This is a genomic window from Nesterenkonia halobia (assembly GCF_039536005.1).
GTDB classification, from domain to species: domain Bacteria; phylum Actinomycetota; class Actinomycetes; order Actinomycetales; family Micrococcaceae; genus Nesterenkonia; species Nesterenkonia halobia.
The window spans coordinates 1-21,875 of the sequence record NZ_BAAAYG010000005.1 but is presented as its reverse complement, the minus strand read 5'-3'; the positions used below and the strand labels follow the sequence as shown (position 1 = coordinate 21,875).

The following is a 21,875-nucleotide window of genomic DNA, read 5'->3' as shown; positions in this document are numbered from 1 at the left end:
GTCCGGCGACGGCGCGGCTATACTCGATCCGTGCGGCACGACGGCGCCAGGCCCGCCGGCCCGTGATGTCGCCGCCCTCCGGCCGAGGAGACGACGCGAGGACAGGGGAGACCACGGATGGCCCAGGTGCTGCTGCTCACCGACACCCCCGAGGACGCCCTGCCGTCGCTGGAGCTGCTCACCCACCGGGTCCGGGTCTTCCCCGCCGAGGCCTCGAGCATCGTGCGCGCTCCCCGCGCGGACATCACCCTGGTCGACGCGCGCACCCAGCTCGCCCACGCCCGCTCGCTCTGCCAGCTGGTGCGGCAGTCGACGGCCGCCCCGGTGGTCGCCGTCGTCACCGAAGCGGGGCTCCCCACGCTGAACGAGAGCTGGCAGGTCGACGACTTCGTGCTCGCCGAGGCCGGCCCCGGAGAGATCGACGCGCGCATCCGGATGGGCGCCGTCGAGGCCGCCGAGGAGGGCCACGCCGACGAGATCCGCGCCGGCGGGATCACCATCGACGAGACCACCTATATGGCCACCATCGACGGCCGACTGCTCAATCTCACCTACAAGGAGTTCGAGCTGCTCAAGCACCTGGCGCTGCACCCCGGCCACGTCTTCACCCGGGACCGGCTGCTGCACGAGGTCTGGGGCTACGACTACTTCGGCGGCACCCGCACCGTCGACGTCCACATCCGTCGGCTGCGCGCGAAGCTGGGGCCCGACCACGAGTCGCTGATCGGCACCGTCCGCAACGTCGGCTACCGCCTGGTGGTCTCCCGCGCCGACCAGGAGCCGGAGGACGGTGAGGTCGCCGCGAGCGAGGACGAGCCGCAGGCCTGACCTGACGCCTGGTCCGGCGCCTGCTCCGACGCCTGGTCCGACGCCGGCTCGTCCCCGGGGATGCTCCGGGCTCGGCCACGCCGGAGGCGGGCCCCACGGGCGGTTCCGCTCCGATACAGTGGAGCCATGAGCTCCGAGGACACGACGAGCACCCCCGCCCCGACGGGATCCCCCGCAGGGAGCGCCCCGGCCGAGATCACGGTGGAGCCCCGCTCCGCCGCCCCGGGCCCCGACCTGGTCCGCGCGCTGGAGGAGCTGGCGCGCACCGCCGAGGAGGCCGACGGCAATCCGCCCTTCTCGGAGCAGACGCTGATCGAGCTGGAGAAGGCCGGCGCGGCCGCCGCGGACGGCTCCCCGCTGCGCCTCGCCGTCGCCTGGGCCTGGCCGGCCGGCGCGGGCGGGCCCGAGACCGCAGAGCAGACGGCTGACGAGGCGACAGGTGAGGGGTCCGAGGACGCGAGCGCGGGGCCGCTGCTCGCCGGCGCCGGCGTCGTCGTCCGCGGCGACGCGGAGTCCCCCGATGTGCTGGAGATGGTGGTCCGGCCGAACTGCCGCCAGCACGGCGTCGGCGGCCGGCTGGCCGACACCCTCGCCGCCGACGCCCTCGCCCCGGCCGCGGGACGGACGCGCCGAGCCTGGGCGCACGGCGAGCACGAGGCCGCCGTGCGGCTGGCCTCCCGCTTCGCCTGGCGCCCGGTGCGCGAACTGTGGCGGATGCGGCTGACCGCCCCGCAGGAGATCACCGTGCCGGACGCTCCGGCGGGCGTGCAGATCCGTCCCTTCGAGCCCGGCCGCGACGAGGAGGCCTGGCTCCGCGCCAATGCGGCGGCCTTCGCCGACCACCCCGAGCAGGGGCGGCTGACCCGCGAGGACCTCGAGGCCCGGATGGCCGAGGACTGGTTCGATCCCGCCGGCTTCCTGCTCGCCGAGGAGGACGGGCGGCTGCTGGGCTTCCACTGGACCAAGGTCCACCCCGCCGATCCCTCCGAGGGCCGCCACGAGCCCGTCGGCGAGGTCTACGTCGTCGGCGTGGTCCCCGAGGCCCGCGGCCACGGGCTGGGCCGCGTGCTGACGCTGGCCGGCATCGAGCATCTGCGCTCGCGCGGGCTGGGGGCGATCATGCTCTACACCGACGCCGACAACACCCCGGCGGTGCAGCTCTACACCGCGCTGGGCTTCGCCCGCTGGGACGTCGACACCATGTACGCCCCCGCAGACGACGCCGACGGCGCCGTCTCCTCCTGACCCTCGCCGGGTCTCCCAGGGGCCCAGACCCCGCCTGAACGCCGCACCGCCGAGCAGCTCCCGAGGATCATCACCGACGTGAACACCACAGACCGCAGCCTCGACGACGCCGTTCCCGACACCGCCGACGAGGCGCGCGCGGGCGCCTCGGCGCGCTCCGTGCCGGACGCCGCCGTCGCCGCCCCCTCGGCGAACGGCACCGGGGCGACGCCGGCCGAGCCGACAGCGTCGACAGCTTCGACAGAGTCAGCGGAGCCGTCCCAGCCGGCAGAGCCGATGACCCGCGTGCCGCGCCGACGCACCACGACCTGCGCCGACGACGGCCACGACGCCGCGGTGCTCGCCGCCGGGGCCCTGTGCTGGCGGCTGAACCGCGACGCGCTGGAAGTGCTGCTGATCCACCGGCCGCGCTACGACGACTGGTCCTTCCCCAAGGGCAAGCTCGACCCCGGCGAGACGCTGCCGGAGTGCGCGGTGCGCGAGGTCCACGAGGAGATCGGGCTGAAGGTGCGCCTGGGCATGCCGCTGCCGATCACCCGCTACCAGGTCGGCAAGAGCGGCAGGATGAAGTCCAAGGAGGTCTGGTACTGGGCGGCCCAGGTCACCGAGGGCAAGCCCAAGCCCGACGCCGAGGAGACCGACGAGGTCCGCTGGGTCGCCGTCCCGCAGGCCCGCGAGATGCTGAGCAACGACACCGACCGCCAGCCGCTGGACGAGCTGGAGCGGCTCCACGAGGAGATGCGGCTGCGCACCTCCCCGTTCATCGTGCTGCGCCACGCCAAGGCCAAGCCGCGCGCCTCCTGGTCCAAGGCCGAGGGCAAGCGCCCGCTGGCGGCCACCGGCAAGCGCCAGGCCAAGGCCGTCGAGCGGCTGCTGACCGCCTGGCGGCCCCGGATGCTGGAGTCCAGCCCGTGGAAGCGCTGTGTGGAGACCGTCGCCCCCTACGTGAAGCGACACCGCCACCGGCTGAAGTACCGCGACTCGCTCACCGAGAAGCGGGCGCAGGAGAAGCCGCAGAAGCCGCGGAACCGCACCCGCAAGTCGCTGGAGGCGCTGCAGCCGCTGCTGATGTGCACCCACCGGCCCGTGCTGCCGACGGTGCTCGAGGAGCTGCGGGACTGGATCCGCGACCCCGAGCTGCTCGAGGCGCTTCCCGCCGAGGACCCGTATCTGCGCCCGGGCGCGCTGCTCGTCGCCCAGCAGGCGGTGGACCGCTCGGGCACGATCGTCGCGGTCGAGGTCCACGACCCGTTCGACGACTGAGCCGCGGCCTCCGCGACGCGCAGACCTGCGACGTCGACCGCTGACAGCCGCCGACTGTGACGGTAGTCTCCTGGTCATGGAGCAGAAGAAGAACGTCCACCCGACGGCGCGGATGCATCTCGACGCCGACCGCGGCCGGGCCGAGCTCTGGGACACGCTCGACGGCGTCGACACCTTCATCGGGTTCGTCGGCTTCGCCGAGGAGACGATCGGCGGCCAGCAGGTCACCCGGCTGCAGCACACGATCATCAGCCCCGCCCACGGCCGGAAGGGCTACGCGCGCAGCCTGGTCACGCTGCTGCTGGACCACCTGGCCGCGCAGGACGCCCGCTTCCTCTCCGAGTGCAGCTACATCGACGACTACCTGCATCGACATCCCGAGTACCGACGCTTCCAGGCGCCGGTGAGCTGAGCCGCGGGGCGCGAGCGTGCAGACGCGGCGCGGCCGGCGTCGCCGCCGTCCCCGCCGTCGCCCTCGTCGCCTGCGGCTCCCGGACCGGTACGCTGGTGGCGTGAGCGAGACGATCCCCACCCCGTACGAGGACCTGCTGGCCGAGGTGCTGGAGCACGGCACCGCCAAGTCCGACCGCACCGGCACCGGCACGCGCAGCGTCTTCGGCCGCCAGCTGCGCTTCGACCTGAGCGAGTCGTTCCCGCTGATCACCACCAAGCGGGTGCACTTCAAGTCCGTCGCGCACGAGCTGCTGTGGTTCCTCCGCGGCGACTCCAACGTGCGCTGGCTGCAGGAGCACGGCGTGCGCATCTGGAACGAGTGGGCCGACGCCGACGGCGAGCTCGGCCCGGTCTACGGCGTGCAGTGGCGCAGCTGGCCCACGCCCGACGGCGGCCAGATCGACCAGATCGCCCAGGTCGTCGAGTCGCTGCGCACGAACCCCGACTCGCGCCGCCACCTGGTCACCGCCTGGAACCCGGCCGACGTCGAGGACATGGCGCTGCCGCCCTGCCACGTGATGTTCCAGTTCCACGTCGCCGACGGGCGGCTCTCCTGCCAGCTCTACCAGCGCAGCGCCGATCTGTTCCTCGGCGTCCCGTTCAACATCGCCTCCTACGCGCTGCTCACCCGGATGGTCGCCCAGCAGGTCGGCCTGGAGCCCGGTGAGTTCATCTGGACCGGCGGCGACTGCCACATCTATGACAACCACCTCGAGCAGGTGACCGAGCAGCTCAGCCGCGACCCGCTGCCCTCCCCGCGGCTGGAGTTCGCCCGCACCCCGGAGTCGATCTTCGACTACGCCTACGAGGACTTCGAGGTGGTCGACTACCAGCACCATCCGGCCATCAAGGCCCCGGTGGCGGTATGAGCCCGAGGAGCGAGCAGCCGGAGGCCGTGCCGACGCACACTGAGCGCGAGCACCCGTGGGTCGGGATGATCTGGGCCCAGGCCCGGGACCGAGTCATCGGCGACGGCGGCGACATGCCCTGGCATCTGCCCGAGGACTTCGCCCATTTCCGGGCGATGACCCGCGGCTGCCCGGTGGTGATGGGCCGGCGCACCTGGGAGTCGCTGCCCGAGGCCGCCCGCCCGCTGCCCGGCCGGCGGAACATCGTCGTCACCGGCGATTCCTCCCGCGCCGCGGAGATCGAGGGAGCCGGCGCCGAGGCGGTCGACTCGCTGGCGACCGGGCTGCAGGTCGCCGCGGCGCCGTCGTCGGCGTCGGACGCCTCCTCGGCGGCCTCCGCCGTCCGCGACTCCTCCGGAGCCCCGGAGCGGATCTGGATCCTCGGCGGCGGGGCGATCTACGCCGAGGCGGTCGAGCGCGGCCTGGCCGACGCCGCCGTGGTCACCGTCATCGACCTCGACGTCGACGGCGACACCCGGGCCCCGCGGCTGTCGGAGGAGGACTGGCGGCTGGAGTCCTCGGATCCGGCCGACGGCGGCTGGCATGTCGCGGAGAACGGTCTGCGGCACCGCTTCGAGAGGCATGCGCGCCGCCGCTGAGCCCCGCTGAGTCCCCGCTCTGACGGCGGCCGAGCCCCGCGGGACGCCGCCCGACGCCCCGCGGCGACGGCGGCCTCCGTGACGTGCGGCATGTCCCGGCACACGGCAGTTCGTTATCCTGGGACATATGGCTTCTATGACATCGTCCGCAGTCTCCGCCCTCTCCACCGCCGAGACCCCGTCGATCGGTCTCGTCGGCTGGCGCGGCATGGTCGGCTCCGTGCTGGTCCGTCGCATGCTCGACGAGGGGGACTTCGAGCACCTCGATCCGGTGTTCTTCTCCACCTCCAACGCCGGCGGCGACGCCCCGTCCTTCGACGGCGTCTCCCCGTCCGAGCCCACGCTGCAGGACGCCCACGACATCGAGACGCTGAAGAAGCTGCCGATCATCGTCACCGCCCAGGGCGGCGACTACACCAAGGCGGTCTACCCGAAGCTCCGCGAGGCCGGCTGGGACGGCATCTGGATCGACGCGGCGTCGACGCTGCGCATGGCCGACAGCTCGATCATCGCGCTGGACCCGATCAACCGCGACGTCATCGACGCCGGCCTCGAGGCCGGGGTGAAGGAGTTCATCGGCGGCAACTGCACCGTCTCCTGCATGCTGATGGGCCTCGGCGGCCTCTTCACCGAGGGCCTGGTCGAGTGGGGCACTGCCATGACCTACCAGGCGGCCTCCGGCGGCGGCGCGAAGCATATGCGCGAGCTGGTGACCCAGTTCGGCGACATCCACGGCGCCGTCTCCACGGAGCTGGCCGACCCAGCCTCGGCCATCCTGGACATCGACCGCAAGGTCCTCGAGACCCAGCGCGAGGGTCTCGACGCCGCCCAGTTCGGCGTCCCGCTGGCCGGCTCGCTGATCCCCTGGATCGACGCCGACCTCGGGAACGGCGTCTCCAAGGAGGAGTGGAAGGCCGGCGCCGAGACCAACAAGGTCCTCGGCCGCGGCGACGACCTGGCCCCCGGCGTCGAGCGGCGCGGCGAGGCGATCCCCTTCGACTCGCTGTGCGTGCGCGTCGGCGCGCTGCGCTCGCACTCGCAGGCGCTGACGCTGAAGCTCCGCGAGGAGCTGCCGGTCTCCGAGATCGAGTCGATCATCGCCTCCGGCACCGACTGGGCGAAGGTCGTCCCGAACGAGAAGGACGCCACCATGCGGGAGCTGACCCCGGTGGCCGCCACCGGCGACCTCACGATCCCGGTGGGCCGCATCCGCCCGATGGCCATGGGAGGCGAGTACATCTCGGCCTTCACCGTCGGCGACCAGCTGCTCTGGGGCGCGGCCGAGCCGCTGCGCCGCATGCTGCTCATCGCCGTCGGCAAGCTCTGAGCCGACCGCCGCATCCCGGCCGGTCCGCCGGCTCTCCGACGAGGCCCCGACGTCGCAGGATCGACGTCGGGGCCTCGTCGTGCGCGGCAGGCCCGACGACGATCCGGTGATCCTCCTCACAGATCGGCGTGATCATCATCACTCCGTCCGGAGCTTCCCGATGCCGACTGACGGCCGGCTGGACGCCCTCTCCATACCGGCTCGGAAGCCCTCGCCGACGGCGCACGCCGCACGCCCGACCGCGCTCGTCAGGCCGAAGCAGCGTCCTGCGCGCGTCCGGTCGCCGACCGCCGCCGCCGCGCCCTGCGAGGCATCGATCCGGAGCCCGCGACGGCGGGGCCCCGCGGAATCGCCCCTCCGGAACCTCTGTAGCCTGATCCGGTATGCGCGCAGCCGCGCCGCACGCCGTCCTTCGTCCGCGAGGGAGGTCCGCGCGCTGTGCGCCGACCCTCTGCCGCCGACAGGAAGGACCCTATGGGGGAACCGGGATCGACATTCCTCAGCTCGACCACCGTGCTGGTGATCCTCGCCGCGTTCTACGGGGCCACGCTCTACATGGCCCTGAAGATCCGCCGGAAGAAGGAGAACGCCGACGCGTACATGACGGCCGGCAACAACGTCGGCTTCGGCATCGCGGCGGCCAGCATGACCTCCACCTGGATCTGGGCCTCCTCGCTCTACGCCTCCGCCACGTCCGGATACACCTACGGGATCTCCGGGCCGATCCATTACGGACTCTGGGGCGCCCTGATGATCCTGTTCATCTACCCGTTCGGACGGCGCATCCGCAGCATCGCCCCGAATGCCCACACGCTCGCCGAGATCATGCGGGCACGCCACGGCAGCTCCAGCCAGCTGCTGCTGGCGAGCTCCAATGTGATCGGCAGCATCATCAGCCTGACGACGAACTTCGTCGCCGGCGGGGCGATCATCTCGCTGTTCTCCCCCTTCACCTTCGCCCAGGGCGTGCTCTTCGTCGCAGGCGGCGTGCTGATCTACACCCTGTGGTCGGGATTCCGCGCCTCGTCGCTGACCGACTTCATGCAGCTGGTGGCGATGTTCGCCCTGATCGGCGTGATCATCCCGATCATCTTCTTCGCCGCCGACTTCCCCTCCAGCTTCCAGACGGGCGCGGAGAACCTGTCCGCCGAGCAGTCGAACTTCTTCTCCTCGGAGGCCTTCCTCAGCCAGGGCGCGCCCTACATCGCGGCCGTGCTCGCCTACGCCATCGGCAACCAGACCATCGCCCAGCGCCTCTTCGCCGTGCGCGAGGACCTCATCAAGCGCACCTTCGTGACCGCCACGATCGGCTACGGGGCCATGGTCATCGGCATCGGGATGCTCGGCGTGCTGGCGCTGTACCTCGGCCTCACGCCCTATGAGGGCGACGCCAACAACATCGTCCCGCAGATGGCCGCCGAGCACCTGCCCACCGTGGCGCTGGGGCTCTTCCTGGTGGTCATCGTCGGCGCGCTCTCCTCGACCGCCGACTCCGACCTCTCGGCGCTGTCCTCGATCATGATGGCCGACATCTACGGCCAGAACGTCGCGCGCCGCGGCACCGTCGACCCGAAGCGCATGCTCCTGGTCGGCCGGGTGACGATGGTCCTGGCGACGACCGCCGGCGTGCTCATCGCGAGCTTCCGACTGGACATCCTGGACATGCTCGTCTTCGTCGGCGCGCTCTGGGGCGCCCTCGTCTTCCCGGTGATCTCCAGCTTCTACTGGGGCCGGGTCACCAATCGGGCCTTCGTCACCGCCGTGCTCGCCGCCCTGGCGGTCTTCCTGCCGGTGCGCTTCGAGTGGCTGCCCGTCGACGGGGCCCTCGGGGCCCTGCTGGGCGTGGCCGTCGACGTGCTCGGCGTGCTGGGGATCGGTGTGATCATCGGGCTGATGGCCTTCGGATTCTTCGGCCTCCGCGTCGGCTGCGTCGCCGCCGTGCTGGCCGTCGTCGGCGCCTCCCCCTGGGCTCTGGGCACGCTCCACGACTACACGGTGCTCTCGGGGTCCCTGGTCGCCTACTCGGTCAGCACCCTGGTCTGCGTGCTGATGTCGATGCGCAGCGGACAGGAGTTCGACTTCAGCACCATCCATGCCCGCGTCGGCAACTTCGACAGCGCCGAGACCACGGACGACGCCGGCCGCGCGTCGGGCGGTCCGGACGCGCCGGCCGACTCGACCGACGCGGCCCGTCCCGACGACGCCGGCTCGCGCCCCGCCGAGACCGCCCCCACCGGACCGAAGGAGTGATCATGGACCTGCTGCTCAGCGTCTACGTCCTGATGTGGCCCGCCCTCGTGCTGGGCGTGCTGGTGGTCATCGCCGGCGGCTTCGCCCGCGACGCGCGCCGTGCCCGCGACGAGGGTCGTCCGATGATCTGACGCCCGGCCCCTGCGACGACGGACGAGCCCTGCCGATCCATCACCCGACGGATCCGCAGGGCTCGTCCTCTGCCGCAGGCGGCGTCGCCGGCCCGAGTCGCTCAGCGCGAGCCGGGAGCGGCCACCTCGGCGCCGATGATCACCGGTTCGGGATGCAGGTCGAGGCCGAAGCGCGCGTGGACCTTCTCGCGGACGGCGCCGGCGACGGCGAGCAGGTCGCCGGTGCCGGCCGGCCCGCGGTTGGTGATCGCCAGCGTGTGCTTCGTCGACAGCGAGGCTCGGCCGTCGGTCAGCTCGGCCCCGAAGCCGCGGCCGCAGCCGGCGTGGTCGATCAGCCAGGCCGCCGAGAGCTTGACCCGCCAGTCGTCCAGGGGGAAGCGCGGGGCCTCCTCCGGCAGGCCGGCGGCCATGTCCGCCGGCACGATCGGGTTGGTGAAGAAGGACCCGGTGGACCAGGTGTCGTGGTCGTCGGCGTCGAGCACCATGCCCTTGCCCGCGCGCAGCGCCAGCACCTGCTCGCGCACCTGGTCCAGCGGCGCGCGCCGCCGCTCCTCCTCCAGCGCGGGGTCCAGCCCCAGCGTGCGAGCCAGCTCGGCATAGCGGATCGGTGCGGAGAGGGTGTCCTCGCCGTCGTGGGCGAGCCGCAGACGCAGCGAGAGCACCACGTAGCGCGGCGATCCGTGCAGCGTGGTGCGCTTGAGCACCGACTCCCGGTAGCCGAAGGCCAGCGCCTCCGCGTCGAGGGTGACGAGCTCGCCGGCCTCCCGGTCCCAGGCGCGCAGGTCCACCAGCGTCTGGGCGATCTCCGCGCCGTAGGCCCCGACGTTCTGCACCGGCGTCGCCCCGGCCGCGCCGGGGATCCCGGAGAGCGCCTCCAGACCTGCCAGCCGGTGCCGGACGGTCCAGGCGACGACGTCGTCCCAGCGGTGGCCGGCGGCGATCCGGACGAGGCGCGAGCCGGCGTCGTCGCTGCTCGTCCCGTCGGTCTCCTCGGCGATGCCCTCGAAGGCGAGCTGCAGCACCGTGCCGCCGAAGCCGGCGTCGGCGACCAGCAGGTTCGATCCCCCGCCGAGCACCAGCAGGCTGTCCTCGCCCGCGGCGCGGGTCTCGTCGTCGGGCAGCGGATGCGCGGCGAGCACCTCCAGCGCCTGGCCCTCGGTCTCGGCGACGATCCAGTCCCCGGCCGGGCCGCCGACCCGGGCGGTGGTGTGCTCGGCCAGATGACGGGGCCCGTCGGAGACGGCGACGGACGGTGCGGAGGAGGTCTGCAGAGAGTTCACGCGGCTCACCCTACCCGGCGCGGCTCAGACGTCGAGGTCGACATGGGTCGGGTCGAGCACCCGGCGCAGGAAGTCCTGGGTGCGCGGCTGCTGCGGGTTCCCGATGACCTGCGCGGCCGGACCGGCCTCGACCACATGGCCCTGGTCCATGAAGACCACGCGGTCGGCGACTTCGCGGGCGAAGGTCATCTCATGGGTGACCACGATCATCGTCATCCCGGCCTCGGCCAGCTGACGCATGATCGCCAGCACGTCGCCGACGGTCTCCGGATCCAGCGCCGAGGTCGGCTCGTCGAAGAGCATCAGCCGCGGGCGCATGGTCAGCGCCCGGGCGATCGCCACGCGCTGCTGCTGGCCGCCGGAGAGCTGGTCGGGGCGGCGGTCGGCGAGCTCCTCGAGGCCGACGCGCCGCAGCTGGGCCATCGCCTCGCCGTCGGCGTCGGCCTTGGACTGCTTGAGCACCCGGCGCGGGGTGATCGTGCAGTTCTCCAGCACGCTCAGATGGGGGAAGAGGTTGAACTGCTGGAAGACCATGCCGATCTCGCGACGCATCGCGTCGAGGTCGACGTCGGGGTCCGAGGCGACGTGGTCGGCGACGGTGATCGTGCCGGCGTTGGGCTCCTCCAGGCGGTTCACGCAGCGCAGCAGCGTCGACTTGCCGGAGCCGGAGGCGCCGACCAGGCAGACCACCTCGCCGGGATCGACGGTCATCGAGATGCCCTTGAGCACCTCGTTGCTGCCGTAGGCCTTGTGCAGCGCGGAGATCGCGACGCCGGCCGGCGCCTGCTCGCCGACGACGGCGGCGTCGGGTGCGGCATCGGGTGCGGCGTCGGATGCGGGGGTGGACTCGGCCATGCCGGGCCTCCTACTTCTTCGTCGACGTCCGCCGCTCCATGCGGCGGGCGAGGATGGACAGCGGCACGGTGATCAGCAGATAGCAGACGCCGGCGGCGACCAGCGGGGTCAGTCCCGCCTGGTAGATGTTGATGCCGTCGCGGCCGAACTTGGTCAGCTCCGCCGCGCCGGCGGTCAGTCCGACCACGAAGATCAGCGAGGAGTCCTTGGTCAGCAGGATCGCCTCGTTGGTCAGCGGGGGCATCACGATGCGCACCGCCTGCGGGATCTGGATCGAGACCATCGCCCGCCAGGCCGGCATGCCCAGCGCGCGGGCGGCCTCGATCTGGCCCTTGGGCACCGCCTGCAGCCCGGCGCGCAGCGTCTCGGCGATGTAGGCCGCGCCGACGAGCCCCAGCGAGACGCCGGCGATCTGCAGCGAGTCGAGGTTCCAGCCGAAGGCGATGGAGACGCCGAAGCCCAGCGCCAGGAAGACCAGGATCGCCGGGATGCCGCGGAAGAACTCGATGTAGCCGGTGGCCAGCCAGCGGTAGACCGGGAAGCTGGAGAGCTTCATCAGCGCCAGCACCAGCCCGCCGAGCAGGCCGAGCAGGAAGCCCACGGCGGTATAGGCCAGGGTGTTCTTCAGCCCGACGAGGAGGATGTCCGGGAACATCGGGCCGATCCGCTCGACGTCGAAGAAGCTGGTGGCGATCGCCTGCCAGTCCATGACGACGACGAGCACGGCGGCGACGACGACGAACAGGCCGGCCTGGATCCCCAGGCTCAGCCGGGCGCGCTCACGAGTGGTCATCGCCATGCGGTTCAGCCGTCACCCTCGGTCGAGGAGTCCTCCGTCGACTCCTCCGACTCGTCCGCGGACCCCTCGGAGCCCTCCTCGGGCGTCTCGCCGCTCTCGAACCACTTGGTCTTCACCTCGTCCATGTAGCCGGAGGACTCCATCTCGGCCAGCACCTCGTCCACGGCGTCGATGAGCTGCTGGTCACCCTCCTGGGCGGCGATGCCCAGCTGCTCGCCGGTGTCGATCTCCTCGACGAAGGTCACGCTGGAGTCCTCGCCGGCCTGGTAGCCGAGGATGGAGATGTTGCCCATCGCCGCCTCGACCTGGCCGGACTCCAGCCCCTGGATGAGCAGCCCGGAGTCCGGGTAGTCGCGAGTGGAGTACCCCTGGTCGGTCGCGTAGGTCGCGCCGGTGGTGTCGGCCTGCACGCCCACGGTGATCGAGTCGTCGAGGTCGTCGACGGACTCGACGCCGCTCTCCTCGGAGGCCAGCAGGCCCAGGTTGTCGTTCAGGTAGGGCTCGGAGAAGAGCATGTTGCCGGCCCGCTCCTCAGTGATGCTCATCCCCGAGATCGCCAGGTCGCAGCTGTCGGCGTTGAGCGCGACGCCGGACTGGATGCCCTCGAAGCCGGTCTGCACGACCTCCAGCTCCGCGCCGAAGGCGTCGGCGAGGCCCTGGGCGATGTCCATGTCGAAGCCGACCACGTTCCCCGCGTCGTCGTGGTACTCGAAGGGCGGGTAGGGCACGTCGGAGCAGACCGAGAGCGTCCCCTCGGAGGCGAGCTCGACGTCGTCGATGCTGATGTCCAGCTCGGTCTGGATGTCGGTGCTCGCCGCGGTGTCCCCGCCGGAGCCGCCGGACTCCGAGGAGCCGTCGTCGCCGCAGGCCGACAGCGCCAGTGCGGCGACGGTCAGCGTGCCGAGGGCGGCGGCACGGCGCGGGATGCGGAAGCGGGGCTCCCGGAAGGTCTCGATCGTGGTGCTGGGCATGATGCTTCCTCTGACGATGGGCGGTGATCCGTGTGCAGGCGATTATACGGCGACGGCCGCCACACCCCGCCCGGCGAGCGGGGTGTGGCGGCGGCGTCGTCCGTGGATCCGGCCCCGGGATCGCACCCGCAGACAGTCCGCAGGCGGGCCGCCGGAGGCCGACGACGGCTCAGAGCTGGACGATGACCTGGGACTTCGCCAGGACCTTGGCCTCGTCGAGGGTGACGGCCAGGTCCACGCGGACGGTGGCCGCCTCGGCGTCGACCGTCCCGACGGTGCCGACGATGCGCAGTTCCGCCGTCGGCGCGTCCGGGGCGCCGGAGGCGACGTCGGGCACCGGCACCGGCTTGGTGAAGCGGGCCTGGTAGTCGACGACCCGGCCGGGGTCGCCGACCCACTCGGTGATCAGGTCCACCGCCGCACCCATGGTGAGCATGCCGTGGGCGATGACGCCGTCGAGTCCGACCTCGCGGGCGAAGCGCTCGTTCCAGTGGATCGGATTGTGGTCGCCGGAGGCGGCGGCATAGCGGATCAGATCAGCCCGGGAGAGCGCGACAGTGCGGCGGCCGATCTCCTGGCCCTTCTCCACGGTCGCGATGTCGGGGGTCTGTGCAGTACTCATGCGTCCTCCTCGGCGTCGTCGGCGCGGACCAGCAGCGAGGAGGCCACCGTGCTGCGCGCGGTCCCGTCCTCGGCGGCGACCTCGACGACAGTGGTGACCATCGCGCCGGCGCCCATCACGCGGATGCGCTCCAGCCGGACGGTCGCGTGCAGCGTGTCGCCGGCCAGGATGGGGCTGTGGTGGGTGAAGCGCTCGTCGGCGTGCACCACCCGGGAGAAGTCGATGCCGACCTCGTCGTCGGAGACGACGGCGGCCTCGGCGCGCTGGGCGACGATCACCGCGAAGGTCGGCGGGGCGACGAGGTCGCCGCGGCCCAGCGCACGGGCGGCGTCGACGTCGTGGTGGGCGGGGTGGGAGGCCTGCACGGCGGTCGCGAACTCGCGGACCGCCTCGCGGCTGACCTGGAAGGGCTCGGCGGGCGGGTACTCGCGACCCTCGAGGGCGGGGTTGATGCTCACGTGTCGGTGTCCTTCGCGTTCTGCGTCGACGATGGGGTGCGCTCGGCGGCGAGCGCGACGCGGACGTCGCGCATCCGCACGCCGATGCTGATCAGGTGCAGCAGGATGCCCAGCCCCAGCAGCACCGTCGCCGGGGCGACGGCGTCCGCCGCGCCGGAGGCCGTCAGGATCGCGGCGACCACGCCGGCGGCGAGCAGCAGCATCCCGGCCACCAGCGTCGCCCGGTAGGCGGTGGACCCGCCGGCCCAGGGATCCGGGGCGGAGCCCGGCGGGCGCGAGGGGCTGCTCATGGGCGCTCCTGGATGTCGTCGGTGCGGACGGGCGGGGCGCCGGCGGCGGCGCGACCGGAGTCCACGGTACCGCAGGCCGCGGCGCGCGTGCCGCTCGGACGCCGCTCAGACGCAGTCGTCGGCGCGGGCGGTGAGCGCCCGCTCCCCCGCGGCGAAGCGGTCGAGCATGACTTCGATCAGCTGCCGCGGCGAGTCCGGGGCTCCGCCCGGGCCCTCGGGCGCGGGAAGCAGCGGCGCGGCGGTGACATCGGCGCCGGCGGCGACGAGCAGGTCCTGGAAGTAGCCCGGCGCGAGCAGGTAGCTGGCGACGACGACGCGGCGCTGCGGCCGCTCCCGACGGGCGGCGGCGACGGCGTCGCGCACCCGCGGCTCGGCGGCCGAGAGGAAGCCGATCTCGACGTCGGCGTCCAGCCGCGCGGCGAGCCGGCGGCCCATGTCGCGGCAGTCGTCGACGGCGGCGGGGTCGGAGGAGCCGGCGGCGCCGAGGAGGATGGTGTCGGTCCGCGGATCGGCGCCGGCGGCCTCCAGCCGCTCGACCAGCAGCTCGACGAGCCGGTCGTCGGGCCCCAGGGCGCCGCTGATCGTGACCTCGCGGCCGACGTCGGCGGTCTCCCGGGCGAGGTCGACGTTGACGTGGTAGCCGGCGGAGAGCAGCACCGGCACGACGACGGCGGGGGTCCCCTCGGGCAGCGCGGCGAGCGTGGCGGCGACGTCGGGATCCTGCACATCGACGTGGCCGAGGCGGACCTCCTCGGGGTGGCCGCGGCGGGCGGCCTCGGCGGCGACGTCGGCGGCCAGGCGGGCGACGACGGCCTGGCCGGCCGGGTCCGAGGTGCCGTGGGAGATCGCGGCCAGCGCTGCTCGGCTCATCGGGTGGGTCCTCTCTCGCCGGATGCCGGGGACGGTGCTGCCCTCCAGCCTAGACCTGAGAGGTCACGGCGGTGTGAACGCCGGCGGCGCCCGGGCGGGCGCACCGGCCCCGCCCGCGGCGCGACGACGCTCGACTCCTCAGCCCTCGGTGCGGAAGTCCGCGTCCTGCAGCCAGGCGGGCAGGTCCCGGAGGTCGCCGACGATCGAGCGGACCTGGTCGATGTCGGCCCGGTAGGCCGGCGTCTCGGCGAACCAGCGGAACATCGCCTGCAGGTCGTCGCTGCCGTCCAGGACCTGCAGCGGCAGCGGCTCGTACCGCCCCGGCAGACCGGTGTGCGCCGCGAAGGCCGCGGCCATCTCACCGCCGGTCCGCTCGTCCCCGGCGATCTCCATCTCTGCGGGCACCGCGTCGGTCTCCAGCAGCGCCCGCGCGGCGACGACGCCGATGTCCCGGACGGCCACCATCTGCAGCGGCACGTCGTCGGGCAGCGGCAGGCGGACCACGAGCTCGCCTCCCTCGACGGTCGGGCGCATGCCGAGGAAGTTCTCCATGAAGAAGGCCGGGCGGATGATCGTCACCGGCCGCCCCGTGCCCTGCAGGTGTTCCTCGACGCGGCGCTTGGACTCGAAGTGCGGGACCCCGCTGCGCCGCTCGGCGCCGCCGACCGAGCTGAAGACCACCTGCGGCACCTCGGCGGCCGCCGCGGCGTCGCCGAGGGCGATGCCCTGGCGGGTCTCCCCCTCGACGTCGCCGGTCTGGACGCCGCCGGGCGGGGTGGTCATGAAGAACAGCCCGTCGACGCCGGACAGGGCCTCGACGAGAGTCCCGGGCGCGTCGACGTCGGACCGCGCCAGCTCGACGCCGCGGTCGGCGAGCGCGCGGGAGCGGTCGGACTCTGGGCTGCGGACCAGAGCTCGGACGCGGACGTCGCGGGCCAGGAGCGCGTCGACGACGGCACCGCCCTGGGTCCCGGTGGCGCCGAAGACGGCGATGGTGCGCTGAGTGCTGGTGCTCATGGTTGAATCCCCCGTGTCGATGTCGGTCACGTGCTGCGACCGCCACCAAGAACATTAGCCGGCTAACGATTATTCCGGGAGGTGCGGATGGACCCGCAGGAACACGGCGCCGCGGAGGCGCACCCCGCAGATCGCGGGCCAGTCAGCGCTCTCATCCCCGCCGTCGCGAGGATCCATCGGGCCGAGGCCGCCCGCCTGCTCCGCGACCTGGACCTCGCCCCGGGGCAGGAGCTCGTGCTGATGCAGCTGTGGCACCACGAACCACGCAGCCAGGCCGAGCTGACGCGGGAGCTCGCCGTCGAGCCGCCCACGATGGCCAAGACGCTGGCGCGGCTCGAGGCCGCCGGCATGGTGACGCGCGAACGCTCCGCCGAAGATCGTCGGCAGGTGCTGGTCGCCCTCACGGCGAAGGGGCGAGCACTCGAGGACCAGGTCGGCGCGGCCTGGGCCGAGCTGGAGCGACGGACTGTGGAGGCGCTGAGCGATGCCGAGCAGCAGGAGCTCGCCCGGCTGCTGAGTCGCGTCCGGGACGGCCTCGACGAGGACCGCCGGCCGTCCTGAGACGCCGGACCTCAGCGCTCCACGAGGACGCCGTCCTCGTCGGCGACGAGGCGCCGGCCGGGGCGGAAGGTCACGCCCCCGAAGTCGACGACGTCGTCGACGACGCCCTGGGCGGTCTTGGTGGACTTGCGCGGATTCGACCCCAGGGCCTTGATCCCCAGGTCCACCGTCCGGAGCACGGCGACGTCGCGGACTGCGCCGTGGACGACTACCCCGGACCAGTCGTTCTCAGCGGCCATCGCCGCGATCATGTCGCCCAGCACCGCGCGGTCGAGGGAACCGGCCGCGTCGACGACGAGGACCGCGCCCTCGCCCGGCTCGGAGAGCACCTGCTTGAGCAGAGCGTTGTCCTCATAGCACTTCACCGTGCGGATCGGCCCGGCGAACGCCGCCGCGCCGCCGTAGTCGCGCAGCGGCAGGGCCAGCGACTGCAGGGCCTCTCCGTGCTCGTCGTAGAGATCAGCAGTGGACGTCATCGTCCCTCCTCAGGGTCGGCCAGCGGACCAGGGCCCGCCATGAGCTCGGCGGGCCCCCGCGTCGCAGACTATCCGGGCTCTTCCCAGATGAGGGTGTAGGTCGGCCGGGAGCGTCGGTCCGCAGATAGACGTCGAGGTCTCCCGACGATGGAGGTTCCTACGCCATCCGTCCGAAAGACCTCGACGTGACCGACGCTACCCCGCCGGCCGGCTTCGGCCGCCCTGACCTGACCGCCTTCGCGTCTCATCCCAGTCGACCCTGATCGGGTCTGCTGACCCCCTCGACGAGAACGCAGCGACATCACAGCCACCCAACCCCGACCGTCCGGGAAGCCGGGACACGTCACATGACCTGTGTTGCGGGCGTGTCGAGTGGGTCGTCCAGGGGCGACGCAGGAGCGTCGACGCGACGTGCTGAGAGGTGGTTCCAACCGGGCGCTAGGACACCGGCTACAGGCATGGCGATAGGTCAGGAACGGCGTCGCTCCCTGCGCAGGAGGGAGCGCAGAGTCTCGGCGTTCGCGTAGCCGACCCGTAGCGCGATCTCGGCGGAGGTGAGGTCCGTGGTTGCTGAGAGGTGCCGAGCTTGTTCGATGCGAAGCCGTTGGACGAAGCCGAGCGGAGTGAGGTTGAGCGCCGCACGGACTCGTCGTTCGAGGGTGCGCCGGCTGGTGCCGAGCGACTGCGCGACGAAGGCGACGTTGAACGGTTCGTCCAGGCGGGCGCGCACGAAGCGTTCGAACTCGACGACGATCGGGTCCTCGTGCCGGAGATGTTCGTAGGCGACGAAGGCCGCCTGCGACGGACGCTCGTCGATGATGAGGAGCTTGGCGACATGTTGGGCCAGGTCGGGGCTGATCGATCGCACGAGTGAGAGCGCGAGGTCGATGTGGGCGAACGCGGCGCCGGCGGTGACGAGGTTCCCGTCGACCACGACCATGGTGTCGAGATCGAGGGCGACGGTCGGATAGCGCTTCAGGAACTCCGGCCCCAGGAACCAGCTGGTCGTCGCCCTCCGATGATGCATCCGTCCGGTCTCGGCGACGGCGAACACGCCGGTGCACGCCGCGGCGATCCGGGTGGTCGCCTCGTCGAGGCGCCCGAGCGAGGCGATGACCGAACGAGCATCTCGGCTCTGGAGGGCGTCGTTGGTAGCGGCGGCCGTGAGGGTTCCAAGCGCAGGGACGACGACCACGTCGAACTCTCCGGACTCCGACAGCGGGTGGTCCACCGACAGGGTCATCGATGCCGTCGTGGTCACTCGCCGTTTCGGTCCGAGGATGGCGAGTTCGATCGGGTCGATCCGCGGGTCGATATCGCCGCGGGCTCCGTCGGCCACCCGCACGATGTCGATGATCGACGCGATAGCCGAACCGAAGCAGCCGTCGATCGCGATCAGTCCGATACGCATGACGTAAACAATAGCAATACTGTCGTATACGCCACTCCCCATCGGCCCTCGCTCGTCATACGCTGAACTCGTCCCACGAAGAACCCCGACGTCAAGGAGAGTCCCTCATGTCCACACCCGCATCACTTCCGTATGCCTTCGTCGCCAAGATCGTCGCGGCCGATGGACAGCACGACGCGGTCGCCGATCTGCTCGCCGGCGCTGTCGCACTCGCCAACGAAGAAGTAGGAACGATTGTCTGGTTCGCGGTCAGGACCCACGCCGACACCTTTTGGATCTTCGATGCATTCCCCGACGAGGCCGCTCGCGACGCCCACGCCAACGGCGCCATCGTCGCAGCCCTGATGGCCAACCAGCACCTCCTCGGCGCAGCACCCGAGATCCTGGCGGCCGACGTCCTCGCGTCCAAGCTCCCGTAGTCCGCCAACGCACGAGACGATCGCGCCCCGCCGAGCCGTCGCCAGGTCGCGACGCAACGCCACGCTGCGTTGCCGAGCGGTGCGAGGCCTATCGGCACACGGACAGGATGCCGGCCGCGAGCGCTCAGCCGGCGAGGGGTCCGTCGCAGAGGAGAGCGACGTCGGTGTCGGGCAGAGCCGTGAGGCCAGCGCATCGCGCGACCACCAGAACGGTTCGCCGGAGCCGCCTGTCGGAATCGAACGGACGACCTAATCACGTCGGCTTTGCGTCTATCGCTTGATGCGCCCACTGGGCGAACGAGCCGCTGACCTGCGCAAACGCCGAGCGTGGGGGGCGCCGCCATCCGGTGGTGACCGACGACGACCGACCAGTACCGACCGTTTCACCGGAGCTTGCGGCGGCGTCGAAGCCGAGCAAGCTCCATTCTTTTAGCTCACCGCGCCCTCCTCCTCGCCGGTCCCGTCGTCGGCGAAGACGTTTCAGGGGTCTTCTCAGATGACGGTGTAGGTCGGCCGGGCGCGTCGGTCCGCAGATAGACGTCGAGGTCTCCCGACGACGGAGGTTCCTACGCCATCCATCCGAAAGACCTCGACGTGACCGACGCTACCCCGCCGGCCGGCTTCGGCCGCCCTGACCTGACCGCCTTCGCTCGACTCGACGGCCTCGGTCTGAGCGTGACCGGGCAACGACTTGAACCGGATCGTGCGGTCCTCGCGTGCCGCGTGGTGGAACCAGATCAGTGGTGCCGACGGTGCGGCAGCGAAGGCGCTGCTCGTGACACCGTGATCCGGCGGTTGGCCCACGAGCCGCTGGGCTGGCGACCGACCGTGCTGGAAGTTGTAGTGCGCCGCTACCGCTGTGCCGACTGCGGACACGTGTGGCGCCAAGACACCAGCGCCGCGGCGGAGCCACGCGCGAAGCTCTCGCGCCGGGCTGCGGTGGGCGCTGGAAGGGATCGTGGTCGCACACCTCACCGTCGCCCGTGTCGCCGAGGGACTCGGGGTCGCGTGGGACACCGCCAACAACGCGGTCCTGGCCGAAGGCAAGCGGCTGCTGATCAACGACCCCACGCGGTTCGAGGGCGTGTAGGTCATTGGCGTCGATGAGCACGTCTGGCGCCACACCAGGCGTGGCGACAAGTACGTCACCGTGATCATCGACCTCACCCCGGTCCGCGATGGCGCCGGCCCAGCAAGGCTGCTGGACATGGTCGAGGGCCGGTCGAAGGCGGCGTTCAAGACCTGGCTCGCCGACCGCGACGACGCCTTCCGTGACGCGGTCGAGGTGGTCGCGATGGACGGCTTCACCGGGTTCAAGACCGCCGCTGCAGAGGAGATCCCGGACGCGGTCACGGTGATGGATCCCTTCCACGTCGTGCGCTTGGCCGGTGACGCCCTCGACAGGTGCCGGCGCCGGGTCCAACTCGCGATCCACGGGCACCGTGGGTTCAGGGACGACCCGCTCTACAAGTCGCGGCGCACGCTGCACACCGGCGCGGACCTGCTCACCGACAAGCAGAGCGACAGGCTACGCGCACTGTTCGTTGATGACGCTCACATCGAGGTCGAGGCGACCTGGGGTGTCTACCAGCGCATGATCGCCGCCTATCGCCACGAGGACCGGCAACGTGGCCGCGAGCTCATGGAGAAGCTGATCACCGACCTCAGCGCCGGCGTCCCCAAGGTGCTCACCGAGCTCACCACCCTGGGCCGGACCCTGAAGAAGCGAGCCGCTGACGTGCTCGCCTACTTCGAACGACCCGGCACCAGCAACGGGCCGACCGAGGCGCTCAACGGACGGCTCGAACACCTGCGCGGCTCCGCACTCGGGTTCCGCAACCTGACCAACTACATCGCCCGAAGCCTGCTCGAGACCGGCGGCTTCAGACCCCAACTCCTACACCCCCGATTGGGATGAGCCACTATCCGGCGCAGCCGGTCGTGCGCGGCGCATGTCGTCGCCGCCCACAGGGGCGTCCGAGGGGCGTCGGCAGAGCGCGCCGAAATCCACAGCAGATGTCCAGCCCCTGTCAGGCCCATCACCAGAGGTGGTCCGTAGTGTCGGAGACACCTCATCGAGGTGCGAGTGATCCGAGGACCCTCGGGTCGGGCATTCTGATGCGTCCCCCTCACGCCGCCCGGCCCGGGGGTCCTCTTCTGCCCGCGGGCGGATCGGCGCGTGCGGCGGCGTCAGCCCGACGGCAGGTGGTCCTCCAGTCGGGCGATCTCCAACCCGGCGTCGTCGGCGGCTTCCCGGACGGCCTCCAGGTCGTCGGACAGCCCCGGGGTGAAGTGTGCGAGCACCACATCCCCAGGTTGCAGCCCGTCGCCGAGGGCGTATGAACCGTCCTGGGTTTCGTTCCGTCAGACGGCAGCGAGAGCAGCCTCTCGCTGGTGGTGGTCATAGTACTCGGCCTCGACCTCGGCAGGAGTGCGATAGCCGAGATGCTCATGAAGCCGGCGCGTGTTCCACCAGTGGACCCAGTTCATCGTCGCGAACTCCACCTCGGCCAGTCCGGCCCATGCCGGCTGGGAGTAGATCAGCTCGGCCTTGTAGAGCCCGTTGACCGCCTCGGCCAGCGCATTGTCGTAGGAATCGCCGACTGTGCCGACGGAGGGTCTGATCCCGTGTTCGGCAAGCTTCTCGGTATAGGCGATGGCCACATATTGAGAGCCACGGTCCGAGTGATGAACCAGTCTATGACCAACGTTTTGGCCGGCATGATCCCTGGCGGTGTTCAGCGCATGCTCCAGCGCCTCGAGCGAGAGCGCCTCGGTCGTCATCGACGACCGTGTCGCCCAGCCGACGATCCGCCTGCTGCAGGCATCAGTGACGAATGCG

23 protein-coding genes and 1 pseudogene are annotated in these 21,875 nt (G+C 71.6%); 12 read left to right on the top strand and 12 right to left on the bottom strand.

Going from position 1 to position 21,875, the window contains the following annotated elements; translation table 11 throughout:
- Positions 1-117 precede the first annotated feature (117 nt).
- The 9 genes from ABD652_RS06610 to ABD652_RS06570 all read left to right on the top strand — a co-directional run bounded on the left by ABD652_RS06610 (position 118) and on the right by ABD652_RS06570 (position 9,004).
- Entirely contained in the window at positions 118-828 is a 711-nt protein-coding gene (locus tag ABD652_RS06610; protein ID WP_344719502.1) for a response regulator transcription factor, read from the top strand.
- Between the two features lie 126 nt (positions 829-954).
- On the top strand, positions 955-2,073 hold the full coding sequence (gene mshD / locus ABD652_RS06605) for a mycothiol synthase (protein WP_344719500.1): 1,119 nt from the start codon (positions 955-957) through the stop codon (positions 2,071-2,073).
- A 276-nt stretch (positions 2,074-2,349) separates the two neighbouring features.
- Positions 2,350-3,336, top strand: coding sequence for an NUDIX hydrolase (locus ABD652_RS06600; RefSeq protein WP_344720439.1), 987 nt, complete (start codon positions 2,350-2,352; stop codon positions 3,334-3,336).
- 76 nt (positions 3,337-3,412) lie between these two features.
- The gene (locus ABD652_RS06595; RefSeq protein ID WP_153142818.1) at positions 3,413-3,748 is read left to right on the top strand and encodes a GNAT family N-acetyltransferase; all 336 of its coding nucleotides are present in this window, start codon (positions 3,413-3,415) and stop codon (positions 3,746-3,748) included.
- Positions 3,749-3,848: 100 nt separating this feature from the next.
- Positions 3,849-4,658, top strand: coding sequence for a thymidylate synthase (locus ABD652_RS06590; protein WP_344719494.1), 810 nt, complete (start codon positions 3,849-3,851; stop codon positions 4,656-4,658).
- Complete coding sequence (locus ABD652_RS06585) at positions 4,655-5,296, top strand: dihydrofolate reductase (RefSeq protein WP_344719492.1); 642 nt, start codon at positions 4,655-4,657, stop codon at positions 5,294-5,296. The genes ABD652_RS06590 and ABD652_RS06585 overlap by 4 nt, the downstream gene beginning before the upstream one ends.
- A gap of 127 nt (positions 5,297-5,423) precedes the next feature.
- Positions 5,424-6,623: an aspartate-semialdehyde dehydrogenase gene (asd, locus tag ABD652_RS06580; RefSeq protein WP_425574554.1), complete on the top strand. Its 1,200-nt coding sequence runs from the start codon at positions 5,424-5,426 to the stop codon at positions 6,621-6,623.
- 474 nt (positions 6,624-7,097) lie between these two features.
- On the top strand, positions 7,098-8,873 hold the full coding sequence (locus ABD652_RS06575) for a sodium:solute symporter family protein (RefSeq protein ID WP_344719489.1): 1,776 nt from the start codon (positions 7,098-7,100) through the stop codon (positions 8,871-8,873).
- Between the two features lie 2 nt (positions 8,874-8,875).
- Positions 8,876-9,004, top strand: a complete 129-nt coding sequence (locus ABD652_RS06570) for a putative transporter small subunit (RefSeq protein WP_010525303.1) — start codon at positions 8,876-8,878, stop codon at positions 9,002-9,004.
- A gap of 101 nt (positions 9,005-9,105) precedes the next feature.
- On the opposite strand, the gene ABD652_RS06565 is transcribed toward ABD652_RS06570, so the two are convergent.
- The 9 genes from ABD652_RS06565 to ABD652_RS06525 form a co-directional block, all read right to left on the bottom strand.
- Positions 9,106-10,284: a UDP-N-acetylmuramate dehydrogenase gene (locus ABD652_RS06565; RefSeq protein ID WP_344719485.1), complete on the bottom strand. Its 1,179-nt coding sequence runs from the start codon at positions 10,282-10,284 to the stop codon at positions 9,106-9,108.
- A 24-nt stretch (positions 10,285-10,308) separates the two neighbouring features.
- The gene (locus ABD652_RS06560; protein ID WP_344719483.1) at positions 10,309-11,139 is read right to left on the bottom strand and encodes an amino acid ABC transporter ATP-binding protein; all 831 of its coding nucleotides are present in this window, start codon (positions 11,137-11,139) and stop codon (positions 10,309-10,311) included.
- Positions 11,140-11,149: 10 nt separating this feature from the next.
- Positions 11,150-11,938 (bottom strand): amino acid ABC transporter permease, encoded by a 789-nt coding sequence (locus tag ABD652_RS06555; protein WP_344719480.1) that lies wholly within the window; start codon positions 11,936-11,938, stop codon positions 11,150-11,152.
- A gap of 5 nt (positions 11,939-11,943) precedes the next feature.
- Positions 11,944-12,909, bottom strand: a complete 966-nt coding sequence (locus ABD652_RS06550; RefSeq protein WP_344719477.1) for an ABC transporter substrate-binding protein — start codon at positions 12,907-12,909, stop codon at positions 11,944-11,946.
- A 169-nt stretch (positions 12,910-13,078) separates the two neighbouring features.
- Positions 13,079-13,531, bottom strand: a complete 453-nt coding sequence (locus ABD652_RS06545) for a MaoC family dehydratase (protein WP_344719475.1) — start codon at positions 13,529-13,531, stop codon at positions 13,079-13,081.
- On the bottom strand, positions 13,528-13,989 hold the full coding sequence (locus tag ABD652_RS06540; RefSeq protein ID WP_344719472.1) for an FAS1-like dehydratase domain-containing protein: 462 nt from the start codon (positions 13,987-13,989) through the stop codon (positions 13,528-13,530). The genes ABD652_RS06545 and ABD652_RS06540 overlap by 4 nt, the downstream gene beginning before the upstream one ends.
- The gene (locus tag ABD652_RS06535; RefSeq protein ID WP_344719470.1) at positions 13,986-14,279 is read right to left on the bottom strand and encodes a hypothetical protein; all 294 of its coding nucleotides are present in this window, start codon (positions 14,277-14,279) and stop codon (positions 13,986-13,988) included. The genes ABD652_RS06540 and ABD652_RS06535 overlap by 4 nt, the downstream gene beginning before the upstream one ends.
- 105 nt (positions 14,280-14,384) lie before the next feature.
- On the bottom strand, positions 14,385-15,149 hold the full coding sequence (locus ABD652_RS06530) for a sirohydrochlorin chelatase (RefSeq protein WP_344719468.1): 765 nt from the start codon (positions 15,147-15,149) through the stop codon (positions 14,385-14,387).
- A 138-nt stretch (positions 15,150-15,287) separates the two neighbouring features.
- Positions 15,288-16,166, bottom strand: a complete 879-nt coding sequence (locus ABD652_RS06525; protein ID WP_344719465.1) for an NmrA/HSCARG family protein — start codon at positions 16,164-16,166, stop codon at positions 15,288-15,290.
- 87 nt (positions 16,167-16,253) lie between these two features.
- Between ABD652_RS06525 and ABD652_RS06520 the strand changes: the two genes are divergently transcribed.
- Positions 16,254-16,727, top strand: a complete 474-nt coding sequence (locus tag ABD652_RS06520; RefSeq protein ID WP_344719463.1) for a MarR family winged helix-turn-helix transcriptional regulator — start codon at positions 16,254-16,256, stop codon at positions 16,725-16,727.
- Positions 16,728-16,738: 11 nt separating this feature from the next.
- Here ABD652_RS06520 and rraA read toward each other — a convergent pair whose 3' ends face one another.
- Entirely contained in the window at positions 16,739-17,203 is a 465-nt protein-coding gene (rraA, locus tag ABD652_RS06515; protein WP_344719460.1) for a ribonuclease E activity regulator RraA, read from the bottom strand.
- Positions 17,204-17,672: 469 nt separating this feature from the next.
- The gene (locus tag ABD652_RS06510) at positions 17,673-18,614 is read right to left on the bottom strand and encodes a GlxA family transcriptional regulator (RefSeq protein WP_344719458.1); all 942 of its coding nucleotides are present in this window, start codon (positions 18,612-18,614) and stop codon (positions 17,673-17,675) included.
- Between the two features lie 107 nt (positions 18,615-18,721).
- Between ABD652_RS06510 and ABD652_RS06505 the strand changes: the two genes are divergently transcribed.
- Together ABD652_RS06505 and ABD652_RS06500 are read left to right on the top strand one after the other, a co-directional pair.
- The gene (locus ABD652_RS06505) at positions 18,722-19,033 is read left to right on the top strand and encodes a putative quinol monooxygenase (protein WP_033107114.1); all 312 of its coding nucleotides are present in this window, start codon (positions 18,722-18,724) and stop codon (positions 19,031-19,033) included.
- 594 nt (positions 19,034-19,627) lie between these two features.
- Positions 19,628-20,951: pseudogene (locus ABD652_RS06500) on the top strand (ISL3-like element ISPfr2 family transposase).
- A gap of 446 nt (positions 20,952-21,397) precedes the next feature.
- On the opposite strand, the gene ABD652_RS06495 reads toward ABD652_RS06500, so the two are convergent.
- Positions 21,398-21,875 (bottom strand): integrase core domain-containing protein (locus ABD652_RS06495; protein ID WP_344719455.1); only part of this gene is annotated, 478 nt, incomplete at its 5' end.

Excerpts from the sequence above, each read along its gene's own strand:
- ABD652_RS06610 (WP_344719502.1), top strand. The coding sequence starts at position 118 with ATGGCCCAGGTGCTGCTGCTCACCGACACCCCCGAGGACGCCCTGCCG.
- mshD (WP_344719500.1), top strand. The coding sequence starts at position 955 with ATGAGCTCCGAGGACACGACGAGCACCCCCGCCCCGACGGGATCCCCC.
- ABD652_RS06600 (WP_344720439.1), top strand. The coding sequence starts at position 2,350 with ATGACCCGCGTGCCGCGCCGACGCACCACGACCTGCGCCGACGACGGC.
- ABD652_RS06595 (WP_153142818.1), top strand. The coding sequence starts at position 3,413 with ATGGAGCAGAAGAAGAACGTCCACCCGACGGCGCGGATGCATCTCGAC.
- ABD652_RS06585 (WP_344719492.1), top strand. The coding sequence starts at position 4,655 with ATGAGCCCGAGGAGCGAGCAGCCGGAGGCCGTGCCGACGCACACTGAG.
- asd (WP_425574554.1), top strand. The coding sequence starts at position 5,424 with ATGGCTTCTATGACATCGTCCGCAGTCTCCGCCCTCTCCACCGCCGAG.
- ABD652_RS06575 (WP_344719489.1), top strand. The coding sequence starts at position 7,098 with ATGGGGGAACCGGGATCGACATTCCTCAGCTCGACCACCGTGCTGGTG.
- ABD652_RS06570 (WP_010525303.1), top strand. The coding sequence starts at position 8,876 with ATGGACCTGCTGCTCAGCGTCTACGTCCTGATGTGGCCCGCCCTCGTG.
- ABD652_RS06560 (WP_344719483.1), bottom strand. The coding sequence starts at position 11,139 with ATGGCCGAGTCCACCCCCGCATCCGACGCCGCACCCGATGCCGCACCC.
- ABD652_RS06555 (WP_344719480.1), bottom strand. The coding sequence starts at position 11,938 with ATGGCGATGACCACTCGTGAGCGCGCCCGGCTGAGCCTGGGGATCCAG.
- ABD652_RS06550 (WP_344719477.1), bottom strand. The coding sequence starts at position 12,909 with ATGCCCAGCACCACGATCGAGACCTTCCGGGAGCCCCGCTTCCGCATC.
- ABD652_RS06545 (WP_344719475.1), bottom strand. The coding sequence starts at position 13,531 with ATGAGTACTGCACAGACCCCCGACATCGCGACCGTGGAGAAGGGCCAG.
- ABD652_RS06535 (WP_344719470.1), bottom strand. The coding sequence starts at position 14,279 with ATGAGCAGCCCCTCGCGCCCGCCGGGCTCCGCCCCGGATCCCTGGGCC.
- ABD652_RS06530 (WP_344719468.1), bottom strand. The coding sequence starts at position 15,149 with ATGAGCCGAGCAGCGCTGGCCGCGATCTCCCACGGCACCTCGGACCCG.
- ABD652_RS06525 (WP_344719465.1), bottom strand. The coding sequence starts at position 16,166 with ATGAGCACCAGCACTCAGCGCACCATCGCCGTCTTCGGCGCCACCGGG.
- ABD652_RS06520 (WP_344719463.1), top strand. The coding sequence starts at position 16,254 with ATGGACCCGCAGGAACACGGCGCCGCGGAGGCGCACCCCGCAGATCGC.
- rraA (WP_344719460.1), bottom strand. The coding sequence starts at position 17,203 with ATGACGTCCACTGCTGATCTCTACGACGAGCACGGAGAGGCCCTGCAG.
- ABD652_RS06510 (WP_344719458.1), bottom strand. The coding sequence starts at position 18,614 with ATGCGTATCGGACTGATCGCGATCGACGGCTGCTTCGGTTCGGCTATC.
- ABD652_RS06505 (WP_033107114.1), top strand. The coding sequence starts at position 18,722 with ATGTCCACACCCGCATCACTTCCGTATGCCTTCGTCGCCAAGATCGTC.